The organism is Deinococcus arcticus (assembly GCF_003028415.1).
Classification (GTDB): Bacteria; Deinococcota; Deinococci; order Deinococcales; family Deinococcaceae; genus Deinococcus; species Deinococcus arcticus.
This window is the reverse complement of record NZ_PYSV01000009.1, coordinates 1-15,498: the sequence shown is the minus strand read 5'-3', so window position 1 is coordinate 15,498 and position 15,498 is coordinate 1. Positions and strand designations below refer to the sequence as shown.

Here is a 15,498-nt window from a genome sequence, read left to right as displayed (position 1 = left end):
GACACGCCCGGGGGGCTGCGCGCCTATAGCTTTTCATCCAGGTTTCCGGCCCCTTTGTCTGCGGCCTTTTCCCCGGCCCTACCCTCGTTCGCGCAGCGCGGTGTCCGGGCTCAGGGCGCCGTGCATCAGCAGGCTGAAGCGCTCCTGCCAGTCGCGCAGCACCTCGCGCTGGTCGCGGTGGCCGCCGTGCAGCAGGGCCAGGATAAAGGCGTCCACCAGCAGCACACTCAGCAGCTGCACGTTGGCCTCGGGGCGCAGCCGGCCCTGGGTTTGCATGGCCAGCAACACCGGCTGCACCAGGGCCGCCAGGGTCAGGGCGGTGCGCAGGCCGTCACCGGGGCGGGTCAGTCCTCCTTCACGGGCAGCGCCGGGTTGATCGGGGGCGGCGCCCAGCACCGCCTGCCCCACCGCGCCCACCAGGTGGCGGTAGCGCACCCCCAGGTCGGCCATGCGCGCGGTCACCCGGTCCCACACCAGCTGCGGGTTGGCCCCGGCGCGCAGGCGCTCCAGGGCGTCGTCCCGGCTGGCCTGCACCGCCTTTTCAAAGTGGGCCAGCAGCATATGCACCTTGCTGGGAAAGTAGCGGTACAGGTTGGTGCGGCTCACATACGCCGCGCGCGCGATGTCCTGCGCGCTGATCTCGTCCAGGCTGCTGCGGGCAAACAGCTCAAAGGCGGCGCGGGCAATGCGCTCGCGCCGGGCCTCGTCCTGTTCCTGGCGGTCCACCTTCACGCCTGTCAGTTTAGCGCCGCGCCCCTGGCGCGACCATAAGCCGGGCCTTCACCCTGCCGGGGGGGCGCGCTCCACTCCGGAGCATACCCCGGAAAGCGTGGCGGGGGCTGTAAGGTGCTCGCATGACAGGCTCATGACCGGCGGCCTACAGTGGAGGGCACCGGAGCGCAACCCCACCCTCCGGGAAAAGGAAGAGGTGAACGCCGTGCACATCTACAAGCTGTCAGGCCGGAACGTCGAAGTCACTGATGCCATGCGGGACTATGTCGAGGACAAGCTCTCCCGGCTGGACCGTTTCAACGACCAGATCACCGACGCGCGGGTGACCCTCACCGTGCGCGACGTGCGCGACGCCGCCCGCCGCAACCGTGTGGAAGTGCAGCTGAACGTGCCCAACGGCATTATCCGGGCCGAGGAGCACCACGCGGACATGTACGCCGCCATTGACCGCGCCAGCGACGTGCTGGAGCGCCAGCTGCGCAAGTTCAAGACGCGCTACCTCAAGCACCGCCACGACGCCGCCCCCCAGCCCGAACCGGGCCCGGCCGAGGCCGATGTGGACGCCGGACTGGACGATGTGGCCGAGTTCCAGCCGGAGATCGTGCGCCAGAAGCGCTTCGAGATGCGGCCCATGAGCCCTGAGGATGCGGTGGCCCAGATGGAAGCGCTGGGCCACGACTTTTACGTGTTCATGAACATGAAAACCGGTATCTGCGGCGTGGTGTACCGCCGCAAGGACGGCCATTACGGCCTGATTGAACCCAGCGCATAAGGGCGCGCGGGCGCCTGACCGGCCCACCCGGAGGGGAGCGTGTTCCCGGGTGGGCCGGTCTGCTACGCTGCGGCGTCGTGATCGCCCACGTGATCAATCCCGGAAGCAGCAGCGTGAAGCTGGCCTGCGCGGCCCTGGCCCCCAGCGCCAACCCCGCGCTGCCGGGGCAGCTGCGCGTGCAGCTGACCCGCGCCGAACTGCCGCTGGACGCGCCGCCCAGCCCGGCCAGGGTGCCCGCCCTGGCCCAGGCCATCCTGGCCCTGACCGCCGACTGGCCCGCCCCCGACGCGGTGGTGGGGCGCGGCGGCTTTATTGGCCGGGTGCCCACCGGCACCTACCGCGTGACCGAGGAACTGGCAGCCTACGCGGTGCAGGGCGAGGCCGGGCAAGAACCCCCCAATCTGGGCGGCCCGCTGGCCCTGGCAGTGGCGCGCGGGCGCGGCGTGCCCGCCTTTATCGTGGACCCCCAGAGCGCCGATGAGCTGCTGCCCGAAGCCCGCCTGACTGGCCTGCGTGGGGTAACCCGCCGGGGCGAATTCCACGCCCTGAATGCCCGCGCCGTGGCCCGGCGCGCCGCGCATGAGGTGGGCAAGCGCTTCCACGAGGCGCGGGTGGTGGTGGCGCACCTGGGGGCCACCACCAGCGTGACCGCCTTTGATCAGGGCCGCGCGGTGGACACCACGGGCGCCGGCGCCGACGGTGGACCGCTGGGCGCCATGCAAAGTGGCCCGGTGCCGGCGCGGGCCCTGCTGCGCCTGGCTGCCGAGCAGGGCGAGCGCGCCCTGGCCGGGCTGGCCAGCGAGGGCGGCTTTCTGGCCCTGACCGGCAGCGCCAACCTGCGCGACCTGGAAGCGCGCGCTCCCAGCGACCCGGAGGTGCAGGCGGCCATGGGCGCGTTCGTGCATCAGGTGGCCAAGGCCCTGGGCGAGCAGACCGGCGCCCTGAGCGCCCGGCCCAACGCCATTGTGTTGACCGGCGGCATTGCCCGCTGGGACGAGCTGATGGACCGCATTGAGCGCCGCGTGGCCTGGATGGCGCCCGTGTTCATCATGCCCGGCGAGGTGGAACTTGAAGCGCTGGCCGAGGGGGCCGGCCGGGTGCTGCTGGGCCTGGAAGCGGCGCGCGAGTGGACCCCGCCCGGGGTGGTGCGTGGCCCGGCGTAGGCCCCTGCGCGCGCCGGAGCCCATCCGGGCCACGAGCATGTGGCGGGTGGATCAGGTGTTTCTGGCCCGGCGCGGCCTGCGGGTGGAGGTGACCTGTTCGCTGGTCAACGACCAGGGGGGGCTGCGCAACCTGTCTGTCACGGCGCCCACCGAGGACCCCGCCGCCGCCATTCGCCACGCGGCGCGCTTTATTGCCGGCAAGGGCAACGTGAGCGGCGCCCGGCAGGCCCGGGTGCGCTGGGTGCGCGAACAGGCCACCACCGAGCAGGACGCCCTGATCCGCGACCGCCTGCTGGAAGACGAGTTTCTGGACGAATTTGAAGAGACCCTGGCAGCGGTGCGCGACCAGCAGCGGTAGAGAAGGCCGCCAGCTCAGCAGCTGGACCCTGTTTCGCACCTCCTCCTGATTTGTGCCGCGCCCGCCGGAGGCGGCGGGCGGCCCCCTGCTACACTTCGCCGGTGACCGTGCCACCGTCTGCCGCGCCCCTGTTCATCCTGGGCATTGACACCTCCTGCGACGACACGGGCGTGGGCGTGGTGGAGCTGAGCGCCGGGCGCGTGCAGGTGCGCGCCAACCGGGTGTGGTCCCAGACCGTGCATGCCCAGTACGGCGGCGTGATGCCTGAACTGGCCAGCCGCGAACATGTGGAGCGTATAGACGCGATTGTGGGCGAGGCGCTCTCGGAAGCGGGCCTGGGGATAACGGACCTCGGCGCGGTGGCCGCGACCTCCGGCCCCGGGCTGGTGGGCGCGCTGCTGGTGGGGCTGATGTACGGCAAGGGGCTGGCCCAGGCGCTGGACGTGCCCTTCTACGCCGCCCACCACCTGGAAGGCCACATCTATGCGGCGGCCAGCGACGCCGAGCTGCGCGCGCCCTACCTCGCGCTGGTGGTCAGCGGCGGCCACACCCACCTGTTCGACGTGCCGCGCGAGGGCGAATACGTGCTGATCGGCGCCACGCGCGACGACGCGGCCGGCGAGGCCTTTGACAAGGTGGCCCGCCTCGCCGGGCTGGGCTATCCCGGCGGCCCGGCCATCTCGGCAGCGGCGGCGCGCGGCAATCCGGACGCCGTGCCCTTCAAGGAACCGTTGAAGGGCCAGAGCGGCTTTGATTTCAGCTTCAGCGGCCTGAAAACAGCGGCCCTGCTGGCGCACCGGGCCGGCGCGGCCCCCGATGATCTGGCCGCCAGCTTTCAACGCGCGGCGGTGCAGACCCTGGTCAAGACCACCGTCCGCGCCGCCGGGGCCACCGGGCGCGGCACCGTGGTGGTGTCGGGCGGGGTGGCCGCCAACCGCGCCCTGCGCGAGGCGTTTGCCGCCACCGGCCTGCGGGTGGTCTTCCCGGGCCCCGGCCTGAACACCGACAACGGCGCCATGATCGCCCTGGCCGCCGCCGCCGCCGTCCAGGCGGGCCGCGCGCCCAGTGCGCTCAGCGAGGGCGCGGTGGCCTACGCCCCGCTGGCGGGGGGTGTGGGTCGTGGGCTGTAGGGGGTAGAGAGCAAAGGGCCCGGCGCAACAGCGACCGGGCCCCTGGTTGTCCTACAGCCCACACCCTAGAGCCTACACCCCTCTTTACGCGCTGGCTTTCGTGCTTCCCCGCGCGGCCTTGGCTTCCTGGGCCAGCTGGCGGCGCAGGATCTTCATGGCGGCCGTCTTGGGCAGTTCGGTGCGGAATTCCACGCTGCGGGGCACCTTGTAGGCGCTCAGCAGGCCCTTGCAGTGGGCAATCAGGTCGGCTTCCGTGGCGCTCTGGCCGGGCTTCAGGGCCACCACGGCGTGCACGCTCTCGCCCCGGTACTCGTCGGGCAGGCCCACGGCCGCCGCTTCCAGCACCGCCGGGTGAGTCATCAGGGCCTCTTCCACCTCACGGGGGTAAATGTTGAAGCCGCCCGCGATAATCAGGTCTTTCTTGCGGTCCACGATGCGGAAATAGCCGTCCTCGTCCATGGTGGCCATGTCGCCGGTCATCAGCCACGTGTGCCCGAACGCCTCGCGCAGGGTCTTGGCAGTCTCGTCGGGGCGCTGCCAGTAGCCCTTCATGATCATGGGGCCGGCCACCCACAGCTCGCCCACCTCGCCCGGCTGCACCGGCTGGCCGCTGTCATCCACCACCACGGCGTCCACGCCCGGCATGGGCAGGCCAATGCTGCCTTCTTTCTGGGCTCCGAAAATGGGGTTGGTGTGGGTGCAGGGGCTGGCCTCGGTCAGGCCGTAGCCCTCCACCAGATTGGCCCCGCCCGTGATTTCCTTGAAGCGCCGGGCCGTTTCCAGCAGCAGCGGCGCCGACCCGCTGATGCAGGCGCGAATGCAGGTCAGGTCGTGCTTGGGGGTGTCGGGGTGGTTGTTGATGGCGTTGTACAGCGTGGGCACGCCTGGAAACAGCGTGGCGCCCGAGGCCGTGATCTGCGAGAGCACCATCTTCAGGTCACGCGGATTGGGCACCAGGGCCACGGTCGCGCCGATCAGGATGCTCAGGTTCATGGCCACCGTCATGCCGTACACGTGGAAAAACGGAATGGCCGCCAGCGTCACCTCCTGGCCGTCGCGCAGATCGGTCATCCAGCCCCGGGCCTGCTCGCAGTTGGCCACAAGGTTGCGGTGGGTGAGCATGGCGCCCTTGGGCACGCCGGTGGTGCCGCCGGTGTACTGCAGCAGCGCCACGTCGTCCGCGCTGATGGGCACGGGTTGTGGGTTGGGCGCCTGCGAGGCCACCACCTTGGTCAGGCTCAGGGTGCGCTCGCCGTAGGGAACCTTGACCCAGGTGCCGTCCTTGCGCGCCTTGAGGGGATACAGCAGGCTCTTGGGAAAGGGCAGGGCGTCTTGCACCCCGGTCACCAGCACCCGCTTGACCGGCACCCGCGCGGCAATCTCTGCGTAGCGCGGATAGAAGGTGTCCAGCATCACCAGGGTCTCGCTGCCGCTGTCGGTGAGCTGGTGTTCCAGTTCGCTGGGCGTGTACATGGGGCTGGTGTTTACGGCCACGGCGCCTGCCAGCAGCGTGCCGTAAAACGCCACCACGAACTGCGGCATGTTGGGCAGCATGATGGACACCCGGTCGCCTTTTTGCACCCCCATCTTCTGCAGCGCGGCGGCAAAGCGCCCGGCGTCCTGCCACAGCTGGCGGTACGAGGTCTTGGCGCCAATAAAGCTCAGGGCCGTGCGGTCCGGGTACTTGCTGGCTGCGCGCTCCAGCAGTTGCGGCAGGGTCAGGCTGCTGGGCACAAAGGTCTGCGGCACGCCCGCTTCGTAGCGGCTGAGCCAGGGACGGGGAAGAGGCTGGGTCATGAAGCGCTCCTGTGGGGGGTGAGAAGGCGAGGAGCCCGGAGCGGCGGAAAAACACCGGGCGGGCGGCGGATGAGCCGAAACTGAAATTAGACTCAGTATAAGCTAAACGCCGCAACGTTCAAGGAGTTTGGTGGAAGGCCCGGGCAGGGGGAAGTGTTACGCCTGAAACGGGCGGCGGCTGCCACACTGGCTCATGCCTGAACTGCCACCACTGGACCATGTTCGTTACCTGAAAGAAGTCCTGGACCTTGCGCGTCAGGGACAGGCGGCCGGCAGCGCCCCGGTGGGCGCCCTGCTGGTGGACGCACGCGGCGAGGTGCTGGTGCGCGGCCACAACCGGGTGGGCCAGCCCCAGACCCCCGGGCGGGTGGGCGGCGCCAGCGTGGCCCACGCCGAGATGGACGTGTTTTTTCAGGTGGGCCACCTGGAAGACCCGGGCAGCCTGACCCTGTACAGCAGCCTGGAGCCCTGCCTAATGTGTGGTGGCGCCAGCGCCCTGCTGGGCATTGGCCGGGTGGTGTGGGCCACGGCAGATCCCTGGGGCGGCTCCGGGCGGCTGCTGCGCTGGGAGGACCATCCCGCCATGCAACAGACCCATGTGGTGCCCATTCCGGACCCGGAACTGGAACGCGAGGGCGCCCGGCTGTTCGCCCCCGAAGCCCGGCGCGCTTTCCCCGAGGAAGGCTGGGCGCTGTGGCGGGCGCGTTATCCCCAGGAAACCGAGGGGCTCTGAGGCGTGGGCGTGCTGGTGGTGGGCAGCCTGAACGTGGACCTGACGGTGGCGGCCCCGCGTATTCCGGCTCCCGGCGAGACGGTGCTGGGTTCAGAGCTGCACGTCTCGCCGGGTGGCAAGGGCGCCAATCAGGCGCTGGCAGCGGCGCGGGCCGGGGCCGCCGTGGCCCTGGTGGGCGCGGTGGGGCAGGACACGTTTGCCCCCCAGGCCCTGCAACTGCTGCGGGCGGCCGGGGTGAAGCTGGACAGCGTGCGCGCGGCGTCCGGCCCCACCGGCGTGGCCCTGATCACAGTGGCGGCCGGGGGTGAAAACGCCATCACGGTGGCCGGCGGCGCCAACGCCGGGGTCACGCCCGGTGACCTGCCGGCCGACCTGGGCCCCCACACCCACCTGCTGCTGCAACAGGAACTGCCCCCGGCGGTCACCCTGGCAGCGGCCCAGCGGGCCCGCGCGGCGGGGCGGCAGGTGCTGCTCAATGCCGCGCCCAGCCGCGACACTGCGCCCGAACTGCTGGCCTGCACCCACCACCTCATCGTGAATGAACATGAACTGGCGGCGCTGGCCGGGGCCGGGGCTGGTGGTGGAGCAGAGGTGGCCGGGCAGGCCCGCGCCCTGCTGGCCCGGGGGCCGGAAGCGGTGACCGTGACCCTGGGCGCGCGGGGCAGCGTGACCGTGACGGCCAGGGCGACCCACGCGCTGCCCGCGCATCCGGTCACCGTGGCCGACACCACCGGGGCGGGCGACACCTTCTGCGGGGTGCTGGCCGCCCGGCTGAGTCGCGGTGATTCACTCTCCCAGGCGCTGCACTGGGCGGGCGTGGCGGCCGCCCTGACCTGCACCCGGCGCGGCGCGCAGGCGGCCATGCCCCTGTGGGCCGAGGTGCAGGCGGCGGGCGCGGCCACACGGCCCACACCCTAGGGTCCACAGCCATGCCCTAGCCTGGGGCCATGCGTTACCGCACCTTCACCGAGCACGATTACGAGGCCCTGCAGGCCCTGGACCTGGAGGCGCAGCGCGGCGCGGACCCGGCGTTTGACGCCCTGGCAGAGCGCGAACGCGACGGCCGCCTGCACACCAGCCTCGCGGCCCTGAAGTTTTACGAACGCAGCGAGCATTCCTTTGTGGCCGAACTGGGGGGCGAGCTGCACGGCTTTGTCCTGGCGCAGTCGGTGTGGCAGGGCGACCGGCCCGTGGTGCTGGTGCGCACCGTGGCTCTGCGCCCCGGCGCCGACGCCCAGGTGGCCGGGGGCCTGCTGCACGCCACCGTGAAAAGCGCCTACGACACCGCCGTGTACGAGGTGCATTTTCCCCTGACCCCCGCGCTGGCCGGGGCAGCCGCCCAGGAAGAAGCCGTGGTGACGGGCAGGTACGCGGTCTGCCACCTGGGCACCCGCGCCCAGACGGCGCCCGGTGAGCGGCTGGACAGGCAGGGCTAGCCAGCCGGGGCTGCCCCCATTCGGGCATCTGGGGCCGGACCTCGCGCCGGTATACTGGGCAGCATGACGAACAAAGCCACCCGCGTACTGCTGGGCGTGCGCGGCATGAGCCGCGAAGCCGGCACCACTGTTTCCGAAGCCCTGGCCGCCCTGCCCGGGGTGGTCAAGGCCACACCGGACGAAGGCCAGATTGAAGTGCATTACGACCCCTCGCAGCTGACCGTCATGGACCTTGTGCGCGCCGTGCGCCGTCAGGGGTTCCTGGCTGGCATGCTCTAGGCCCCGTGGCCCTGGGCTACGTGGGGGTGCTTATCATCCGGGTAGAGATGCCCTGGGTGGGCAACCTGAAAGAAAAACGCGCCCTGGTGCGCCCGGTCGTGGAGCGTCTGAAAGTGCGCTTTCCCCTGACGGTGGCGCGCCTGGACGGCCTAAACGCCCACGACTGGGAAGTGATCGGCGTGGCCACCATCAGCAACGATTACGGCTGGGTGGAAGAAACCCTGCGCATGGCCGCCGATTACATTGCCAAGGAAGGGCCTTACCGCGTGACCTCCGAAGAGGTCACCATTACGCCCCTGGGCGGCGATGAGGAAGAACCGGAAGAGGAAGACGACGTGCTGGACTGAGGGGCCAGGACAGGGTGGGCCGCGTTTCCCGGGAGCGCGGCCCGTTGTGCTGGTCGGCTGATACGGACTGCGACCCTATCGTTGGCAGAAACGATTCCATTCGAGCGGATTCGGGGAGCGGCTGCGCAGCGCGAGGGGGGGAAAACACGTCCCCCCGGGCGTGGCGTGAGCACTCCGGTTCTGTTCCGGACTGTGGGCGTTCCAGAGGGAATCCGTCTCATACGGGTTCCGAAAAGTTCCGTAACACGTTGCGGAACTTTTCCGACCAGAGGGAGCAGGAAAAGATGCGGATTTCCGGGAATTGGAGGAACATCCGGCTCTTTCCGGGATGTGACGGAAATGGACGGAATCCGTCTCATACGGACGGCCATCCATGTCCGGAACATCCGGGAAGAAGGGGGCTGTTCCCCGCCTTGGGCTGGGGGCGGTCCAATGCCCGGATAGCCGTCTCCCTTCCTGCTCCGCCGCGCTGCGCGTCCCTCTGGTCGGAACAATTCCGTCATGTGTTCCGGAATTTTTCGGAACTCGGATGAGACGGGGTTCAGGTGAGCCGAAGGCCAGGGGGGAGCGAACTCGCGGAGCGACGGGGCTCCGGCGACAGAAAAGCACCCCTGCGCCCTGCTGCATCTGCCTTGGCATCCGAGGCGTCCTGTAAAGAGGGTGGTTGTGGCTGTCCCTGCCTGCGTTGGGTTTTGTGCGGTTGAAGTGGAGCGGCAACCAGGACAGCCTCTCTGCACCTGTGAGGCGCCTCCCCCCAGCGGCAGGCCGTACCCTGAAGGACATGACGCCCACCCTCGTGATCGTGCCCGGCCTGGGTGACAGCGGCCCGGACCACTGGCAGACCCGCTGGCAGCAGCAGTTTGGGGCCGCCCGCGTGCGCCAGGACGACCCGGACCATCCCACAGTCCAGGGCTGGGCTGCGCGGCTGCAGGCAACTATTGACGCCACGCCCGGCGACCTGATACTGGTGGGCCACTCCTGCGGCGTGCTGACCATCGTGCACTGGGCTGCCCAGACCGGCGGGAACGAACGGGTGCGCGGCGCCCTGCTGGTGGCCCCCACCGATGCCGAGGCTCCAGAGACGGCGGCCCTGTACCCGGCCGTGGCCGCCCTGGCGCCGGTCCCGCTGGCCCCACTGCCCTTCCCGGCCCTGGTGGTGGCCAGCGAGAACGATCCTTACGCGTCTTTTGCCCGCGCCGAACTGGTGTCGGCGGGCGAGGCGGGGCACCTCAACGTGGCCAGCGGGCACGGCGACTGGCCCGACGGCGAGGTGCTGCTCTCCGAGGTCCTGCACGCCTGGACCCCGCCCGAGGTGGTGCGCTTCTAAGTCACTCGCTGCCAAGCCCCCGATCAACCGAGCGAAGCAAGTCTCGAAAAAAGGACGTTGCACCGGGAGTGGAGACTTTGCGGTGCTCTCCTGCAAAGTCGTAACGTGAGGTGCAACGTCCTTAAGTCCCTCGCTGCCAAGCCCCCGATCAACAGCGAACGACTGAGCCACAGCAAAGCCGCCCCGGCGCTCTAGCCCGGGGCGGCTGTACGTGTGTGGGGTTACGCGCTGGCGATCTCGGCGCTGTGTTTGTCCAGCAGGGCTTCAAAGGCGCGCTTGGGCTGGGCGCCTACCACGCCTTCCACCGGCTGACCATCCTTGAAGAGAATCAGGGTGGGGATGCTCATCACGCGGTACTGGCCCTGGGTGACCGGGTTCTCGTCCACGTTCAGTTTGGCAATCTTCACCCGGCCCTCGTACTGGCTGGCCAGTTCCTCAATGACAGGGGCGATGATCCGGCAAGGACCGCACCAGGGGGCCCAGAAGTCCACCAGGGTCAGGCCCTGACCGATTTCGTCCTTGAAGGTGCTGTCCGTGAGTTCCACAGGCTTCATGCTCCGACTATACGCCTGAGCCCACAGCGGCGGATATGCCGCGTATGGACGCCCTGCTCACCTGTTGTTTAACCGCCGTGAGCTGGGCCCCAATTGCGGCCCCAGGCAGCGCCGGGGCGCTAGGCTGGGGGCATGTCGCACCCTCCATTCCGCGCGGCCCTGGAACGGGGCGCGGCCCTGTTCGCCGCCGGGCACTGGTGGGAGGCCCACGAAGCCTGGGAAGCGCCGTGGCTGACCGCCCGTGGCCCGGACCGCGCCTTTCTGCAGGCCCTGATTCTGCTGGCCGCCGCCCTGCACAAGCGCTGGCACCACGGCAGCGCAGCGCACCGCAACTTCTTCAAGGCCGAGCGGTATCTGCAGACCCTGCCCGGTGGGTACGCGGGCGTGGACCTCGCGCGGCTGCGCGCCGAGGTGTGGGCGGCCCTGCACGATCCGGCCCTGCGCCCCGCCCTGCAGCCCTGGCCCGGTCCAGAGGCCCCGGAGCCCGCAGGGGTGGACCCGTAACGCGTGCCTGTGCCGCTGGCGGCGCATGATCCGGTGCTCCGGGCCCCGGGCGCGGCGGCGCGATCAGGTATCCTGAGCGCGCGAGCGGCGGGCGTTGCGCGCTGAGCGTACCGACCGGCCCGGCCGCACAGGAGAAGCAGACCAATGGAACGTATTGCACTTTTTATTGATGGCGCCAATGTGTACGCCGCCGCCAAGCGGCTGGGCTGGAATTTCGATCACCGCAAGATCCTGGATTACTTTGCAGCCCAGGGCACGCTGCACAACGCCTTTTATTACACCGCCGTGCCGGTGCCTATGGACGACAAGCAAAAGCGCTTTACCGACGCCCTGACCTACATGGGCTACACCGTGCGCACCCGGCCGCTGCGCGAGGTGTCTGATGACAGCGGCGAGGTGTCGCGCCGCGCCAGCCTGGACATAGAGATCGTGACGGACCTGCTGCTGACCAGCGACCGGTTTGATACCGCCGTGCTGCTGACCGGCGACGGCGATTTCGAGCGACCCGTTGAGGCCCTGCGCGCCCGCGGCAAGCGCGTGGTGGTGGCCTGCATTGCCGAGATGACCAGCGCCGAGCTGCGCAACGCCGCCGACGAGTACGTGGATTTCAAGGACATCCGCGAGCAGGTGGAGCGCCCCGGCTACCGCCTGCCCAGCAGCCAGCGCGCCGAGCCCCGGCCCTTCTACGCCTCGGCGGCGCTGAGTGACCCCGATGACCGCTAAAGTCCCCGGCCGCCTGCCGGTGGCGCTGGACGCCATGGGCGGCGACCACGGCCCGGTGCCCAACGTGGACGGCGCGGTGCAGGCCGCCCGCGCCGGCGTGGGGGTGCTGCTGGTGGGCGACCGCGTGAAACTGCACGCCGAACTGGGCAAGTACCCGGGCAGCGGCAGCCTGCCCCTGGAGGTCGTGGAGGCAGGCGACGTGATTGGCATGGAGGAGCACGCCAGCGATGTGCGGCGGCGCACCGGGGCCAGCATCAATGTGGCCACCCGCCTCGTCAAGGACGGCCGGGCCTGCGCGGCGGTCAGCATGGGGCACAGCGGCGCCACCATGGCCTCGGCGCTGCTGACCCTGGGGCGGGTGCGTGGGGTGGAGCGTCCCGCCATCCTCACCCACCTGCCGGCCCAGGGCGGCTTTACCACCCTGCTGGACGTGGGCGCCAACGCCGATGTGAAGGCCAGTTACTACGCCCAGTGGGCGCAGCTGGCCACCGTGTACCTGCGCGTGGTGGAGGGCCGCGAGGCGCCCACGGTGGGCCTGCTGTCTATTGGCGAGGAAGACCACAAGGGCAGCGCCCTGGTTCTGGAAGCCCACGGGCTGCTGCGGGCCCTGCACGGCCAGGGCATTCACTTTCACGGGAACGTGGAGGGCCGCGACATCTTCCGCAACACCACCGACATCGTGGTAACCGACGGTTTTACCGGCAACGTGGTGCTGAAACTGGCCGAGGGCGAGGCCAAGGTGCTGTTTGGCTGGGTGCGCGAGGCCCTGACCAGCACCGTGAAGGCCAAGCTGGGTGCCCTGCTGGTGCGCGGCGCCCTGCGCGGCCTGGCCGAGCGCATGGACCCCAGCACCTACGGTGCCAGCCTGCTGATTGGCGTGCGCGGCCTGACTTTTATCGGTCACGGCAGCGCCGATGCCCGCGCGGTGAAAAATGCCCTGCTGCGCGCTGAACGCGCCCATGAAGCCGAGCTGATTCCGCGCCTGGAAGCGGCCATGGCGCAGGTGTCGCCCTGACCGTATGGGGCGGCCAGCGTCAGGGGCCGCCCCGGCATTCATACAACCAGGGGACCACGTATTAAGGTGGTCGTCATGCTGGCTGAACTGAGCATTCAACTCACCAAACCCCAGGTGTGGCTGGGGCTGGCGCTGAGCGCGCTGGCCGCCTACGCCATCTACCGCTTTGGGCGCACGCTGCTGCGCGCGCTGGAACCGCATGTGCCGGCCTCGTTGCGCCCGGCCCTGAAGTGGATCTGGCTGCTGCTGGTGACCGTGAGCTGGCTGGCGGTGGCCACCTTCGTGGCGTACCTGCCCAGCGTGCCGGTGCTGTTCGAGCTGGGCCGGGAAATCACGAGTGGGTTTCGCCACACCGCCGGGCAACTGCTGGTGGTGCTGGCCCTGGTGCTGATCGCCTGGAATCTGGTGGGCGCGCTGACCGGCCGCATTGTCCCCGATGAGGAATTCAACCGCCGTACGGTGCGCGTGCAGACCCTCAAGGGCGTGGTGGAAAGCACCCTGCGGGTGGTGGTGGTGGTGATTGGCCTGATTGCGGCGCTGCAGGCGCTGGGCGTGAACGCCACCAGCCTGCTGGCGGGGGTCTCGGTGCTGGGGCTGGCGGTGGGCTTCGGCGCCCAGAGCCTGATCAAGGACGTGTTCAACGGCTTTTTCATCCTGCTGGAGGATCAGTATGGGGTGGGCGACGTGATCACGGTCAACACCGGCCTGATCACCGGAACGGTGGAGCGGGTGAACCTGCGCGTGACGGCCATGCGCGCCCTGGACGGCACGGTGCATATCGTGCCCAACGGCCAGATTCTGACCGTCAGTGTGAGCAGCAAGGACTGGTCGCGCGTGGTGGCCACTGTGGACGTGACCTACAACGCCAACATTGACGACGCCCTGCGCGTGCTGGAAGCCGTGAGCACCGAACTGTACGAGGCCGAGGAATGGAAGGGCTTTTTCCTGGAAGCCCCCGAGATTCAGGGGGTGACGCGACTGGCGCCCGACGGCGTGACCCTGCGCGCCCTGTTCAAGGTGCAGCCCAAGAGCCAGTACGCCATTGGCCGGGAGTTTAACCGCCGCATCAAGATTGCCATGGACGAGGCGAACATTGAGATTCCCTTTCCGCAGCGCAGCCTGAACTTTGGCGGCGCCCCCATTGAAATCAAGCTGACCCGCGAGGACCTGCGGGGCGACGCCCGCACCGCCCAGGACCGCACCCACGCCCCGGTCAAGCCTGCCGAAACCCGTGATCCGGAAGAAGGGGAGGGCATGAATAGCTGAGGGCAAGGGGCCTGGGCACTGAGGGTCCACTCCAGCTGACTTCGGTCACTCTGTTCCGGCGGTGGCCTGCGCCCTTCCAGAACACGCTGCGCCCCTCTCTAGGTCCCTCGCTGCCAAGCCCCCGATCAACCGAGCGGGCTGGAACAGTTGCGCCGCAGCGCGAGTCTCGAAAAAAGGACGTGGCACCGGGCGTGGAGACTGTTCGGTGCTCTCCTGAACAGTCGCACCGTGAGGGGCAACGTCCTTAACTGGGGCGCGGCGCCTTTCACTTCCTAGTCTCTCTAGCCCGGCAGGGTGGCCGGCGCCGGGGGGGCGGGCGGCAGCGGGTCCAGCTCATGGCCCTGCAGCACGGCGCTGAACTCCTCGCCACTCAGGGTTTCGCGCACCAGCAGTACGCTCACAATCTCGTGTACGCGCGGCAGGTGCTCGCGCACCAGGGCCACGGCCCGGGCGTAGGCGGCGTCCAGCAGCGCGCGCACCTCCTCGTCGACGGCGAAGGCGGTGGCCTCGCTCATGGGCAGGGGCTGGGCGCCGCCGCCCAGGTAGTCGCCCTGGTCGCTGGCCAGCGCCACCTTGCCAATGCGCGCGCTCATGCCCCATTCAGTCACCATGCGCCGCGCCAGCCCCGTCGCCTGCTGAAAGTCGTTCTGGGCACCTGTGGTCACGTCCCCGAACACCACCTCCTCGGCCGCGCGGCCCGCCAGCGCCACGGCCAGCATGTCTTCGAGGGCGGGGCGCGTGACGTGCAGGCGGTCGTCGGCGTCCGGCATCATGTAGCCCGCCGCACGGCCCCGGGGCACGATAGTCAGTTTGGCCACCCGGTTGGCATGGGGGAGGAGTTGGGCAGCGAGGGCGTGACCGACCTCATGAAAGGCGGTGACCTTGCGGTCGGCTTCGCGCACCACCAGACTGCGCCGCTCCGGGCCCATCAGCACCCGGTCTCTGGCTTCATCCACATCCCGCATCGTGATGCGCCCCCGCCCCGAGCGCGCCGCCAGCAAGGCCGCCTCATTCAGCAGATTCTCCAGGTCCGCGCCCACCATCCCCGCTGTGCGCCGGGCCACCACACCCAGGTCCACCCCCGCGTCCAGGGGTTTCTTGCGGGCGTGAATGCGCAGGATCATCTCGCGCCCCCGCACGTCGGGGGCGTCCACCACCACCTGCCGGTCAAAGCGTCCCGGGCGCAGCAGCGCGGCGTCCAGGACATCGGGGCGGTTGGTGGCGGCCAGAATGATCACCTCCTGTCCACTGCCAAAGCCGTCCATCTCGACGAGGAGCTGATTGAGGGTCTGTTCGCGCTCATCGTTGCCGCCCTGGAAGCCCAGACCACGTTTGCGGCCGACGGCGTCAATCTCGTCAATA

At 69.6% G+C, this 15,498-nt stretch carries 18 protein-coding genes; 14 read left to right on the top strand and 4 right to left on the bottom strand.

Annotation, left to right across the window (positions count from 1 at the left end; translation table 11 throughout):
- Nucleotides 1-78: 78 nt before the first annotated feature.
- Nucleotides 79-732, bottom strand: a complete 654-nt coding sequence (locus C8263_RS10300) for a TetR/AcrR family transcriptional regulator (RefSeq protein ID WP_107138045.1) — start codon at nucleotides 730-732, stop codon at nucleotides 79-81.
- Between the two features lie 205 nt (nucleotides 733-937).
- Here C8263_RS10300 and hpf point away from each other — a divergent pair, with 205 nt between their 5' ends.
- From hpf to tsaD, 4 genes are all read left to right on the top strand, one after another.
- On the top strand, nucleotides 938-1,504 hold the full coding sequence (hpf, locus tag C8263_RS10295) for a ribosome hibernation-promoting factor, HPF/YfiA family (protein WP_107138148.1): 567 nt from the start codon (nucleotides 938-940) through the stop codon (nucleotides 1,502-1,504).
- Nucleotides 1,505-1,581: 77 nt separating this feature from the next.
- Nucleotides 1,582-2,667, top strand: a complete 1,086-nt coding sequence (locus C8263_RS10290; RefSeq protein ID WP_107138044.1) for a butyrate kinase — start codon at nucleotides 1,582-1,584, stop codon at nucleotides 2,665-2,667.
- A complete protein-coding gene (locus tag C8263_RS10285; RefSeq protein ID WP_199188378.1) occupies nucleotides 2,654-3,025 on the top strand; it encodes a hypothetical protein in 372 nt (123 codons plus the stop codon). The genes C8263_RS10290 and C8263_RS10285 overlap by 14 nt, the downstream gene beginning before the upstream one ends.
- A gap of 101 nt (nucleotides 3,026-3,126) precedes the next feature.
- Complete coding sequence (tsaD, locus tag C8263_RS10280) at nucleotides 3,127-4,155, top strand: tRNA (adenosine(37)-N6)-threonylcarbamoyltransferase complex transferase subunit TsaD (protein ID WP_233218756.1); 1,029 nt, start codon at nucleotides 3,127-3,129, stop codon at nucleotides 4,153-4,155.
- 84 nt (nucleotides 4,156-4,239) lie between these two features.
- On the opposite strand, the gene C8263_RS10275 is transcribed toward tsaD, so the two are convergent.
- Nucleotides 4,240-5,952, bottom strand: a complete 1,713-nt coding sequence (locus C8263_RS10275; RefSeq protein WP_107138042.1) for a long-chain-fatty-acid--CoA ligase — start codon at nucleotides 5,950-5,952, stop codon at nucleotides 4,240-4,242.
- Between the two features lie 193 nt (nucleotides 5,953-6,145).
- On the opposite strand from C8263_RS10275, the gene C8263_RS10270 reads away from it, so the two are divergent.
- The 6 genes from C8263_RS10270 to C8263_RS10245 all read left to right on the top strand — a co-directional run bounded on the left by C8263_RS10270 (nucleotide 6,146) and on the right by C8263_RS10245 (nucleotide 10,074).
- On the top strand, nucleotides 6,146-6,685 hold the full coding sequence (locus tag C8263_RS10270) for a nucleoside deaminase (protein WP_107138041.1): 540 nt from the start codon (nucleotides 6,146-6,148) through the stop codon (nucleotides 6,683-6,685).
- Between the two features lie 3 nt (nucleotides 6,686-6,688).
- Complete coding sequence (locus tag C8263_RS10265; RefSeq protein WP_107138040.1) at nucleotides 6,689-7,603, top strand: ribokinase; 915 nt, start codon at nucleotides 6,689-6,691, stop codon at nucleotides 7,601-7,603.
- 29 nt (nucleotides 7,604-7,632) lie between these two features.
- Complete coding sequence (locus C8263_RS10260) at nucleotides 7,633-8,121, top strand: DUF1999 domain-containing protein (protein ID WP_107138039.1); 489 nt, start codon at nucleotides 7,633-7,635, stop codon at nucleotides 8,119-8,121.
- A 63-nt stretch (nucleotides 8,122-8,184) separates the two neighbouring features.
- The gene (locus tag C8263_RS10255) at nucleotides 8,185-8,400 is read left to right on the top strand and encodes a heavy-metal-associated domain-containing protein (RefSeq protein WP_199188377.1); all 216 of its coding nucleotides are present in this window, start codon (nucleotides 8,185-8,187) and stop codon (nucleotides 8,398-8,400) included.
- A gap of 5 nt (nucleotides 8,401-8,405) precedes the next feature.
- The gene (locus C8263_RS10250) at nucleotides 8,406-8,747 is read left to right on the top strand and encodes a DUF503 domain-containing protein (protein ID WP_107138037.1); all 342 of its coding nucleotides are present in this window, start codon (nucleotides 8,406-8,408) and stop codon (nucleotides 8,745-8,747) included.
- Between the two features lie 781 nt (nucleotides 8,748-9,528).
- Nucleotides 9,529-10,074, top strand: coding sequence for an RBBP9/YdeN family alpha/beta hydrolase (locus C8263_RS10245; RefSeq protein ID WP_107138036.1), 546 nt, complete (start codon nucleotides 9,529-9,531; stop codon nucleotides 10,072-10,074).
- Nucleotides 10,075-10,295: 221 nt separating this feature from the next.
- Here the strand turns inward: C8263_RS10245 and trxA are convergent, their stop codons facing one another.
- A complete protein-coding gene (gene trxA, locus C8263_RS10240) occupies nucleotides 10,296-10,628 on the bottom strand; it encodes a thioredoxin (protein ID WP_107138035.1) in 333 nt (110 codons plus the stop codon).
- Between the two features lie 132 nt (nucleotides 10,629-10,760).
- On the opposite strand from trxA, the gene C8263_RS10235 reads away from it, so the two are divergent.
- The 4 genes from C8263_RS10235 (at nucleotide 10,761) to C8263_RS10220 (ending at nucleotide 14,136) form a co-directional block, all read left to right on the top strand.
- The gene (locus tag C8263_RS10235) at nucleotides 10,761-11,132 is read left to right on the top strand and encodes a DUF309 domain-containing protein (RefSeq protein WP_107138034.1); all 372 of its coding nucleotides are present in this window, start codon (nucleotides 10,761-10,763) and stop codon (nucleotides 11,130-11,132) included.
- A gap of 144 nt (nucleotides 11,133-11,276) precedes the next feature.
- Nucleotides 11,277-11,855, top strand: coding sequence for a LabA-like NYN domain-containing protein (locus C8263_RS10230; RefSeq protein ID WP_107138033.1), 579 nt, complete (start codon nucleotides 11,277-11,279; stop codon nucleotides 11,853-11,855).
- Nucleotides 11,845-12,870, top strand: coding sequence for a phosphate acyltransferase PlsX (gene plsX / locus C8263_RS10225; RefSeq protein ID WP_107138032.1), 1,026 nt, complete (start codon nucleotides 11,845-11,847; stop codon nucleotides 12,868-12,870). The genes C8263_RS10230 and plsX overlap by 11 nt, the downstream gene beginning before the upstream one ends.
- Before the next feature lie 75 nt (nucleotides 12,871-12,945).
- Complete coding sequence (locus tag C8263_RS10220) at nucleotides 12,946-14,136, top strand: mechanosensitive ion channel family protein (RefSeq protein WP_107138031.1); 1,191 nt, start codon at nucleotides 12,946-12,948, stop codon at nucleotides 14,134-14,136.
- A gap of 281 nt (nucleotides 14,137-14,417) precedes the next feature.
- Here the strand turns inward: C8263_RS10220 and C8263_RS10215 are convergent.
- The coding region (locus C8263_RS10215) for an ATP-dependent metallopeptidase FtsH/Yme1/Tma family protein (protein ID WP_146160648.1) at nucleotides 14,418-15,498 on the bottom strand (1,081 nt) is incomplete at its 5' end.

Bases quoted from the DNA above. Each gene is read 5' to 3' on its own strand.
- trxA (WP_107138035.1), bottom strand. From the start codon at position 10,628: ATGAAGCCTGTGGAACTCACGGACAGCACCTTCAAGGACGAAATCGGT.
- C8263_RS10220 (WP_107138031.1), top strand. From the start codon at position 12,946: ATGCTGGCTGAACTGAGCATTCAACTCACCAAACCCCAGGTGTGGCTG.
- plsX (WP_107138032.1), top strand. From the start codon at position 11,845: ATGACCGCTAAAGTCCCCGGCCGCCTGCCGGTGGCGCTGGACGCCATG.
- C8263_RS10275 (WP_107138042.1), bottom strand. From the start codon at position 5,952: ATGACCCAGCCTCTTCCCCGTCCCTGGCTCAGCCGCTACGAAGCGGGC.
- C8263_RS10245 (WP_107138036.1), top strand. From the start codon at position 9,529: ATGACGCCCACCCTCGTGATCGTGCCCGGCCTGGGTGACAGCGGCCCG.
- C8263_RS10255 (WP_199188377.1), top strand. From the start codon at position 8,185: ATGACGAACAAAGCCACCCGCGTACTGCTGGGCGTGCGCGGCATGAGC.
- C8263_RS10260 (WP_107138039.1), top strand. From the start codon at position 7,633: ATGCGTTACCGCACCTTCACCGAGCACGATTACGAGGCCCTGCAGGCC.
- C8263_RS10230 (WP_107138033.1), top strand. From the start codon at position 11,277: ATGGAACGTATTGCACTTTTTATTGATGGCGCCAATGTGTACGCCGCC.
- C8263_RS10235 (WP_107138034.1), top strand. From the start codon at position 10,761: ATGTCGCACCCTCCATTCCGCGCGGCCCTGGAACGGGGCGCGGCCCTG.
- C8263_RS10270 (WP_107138041.1), top strand. From the start codon at position 6,146: ATGCCTGAACTGCCACCACTGGACCATGTTCGTTACCTGAAAGAAGTC.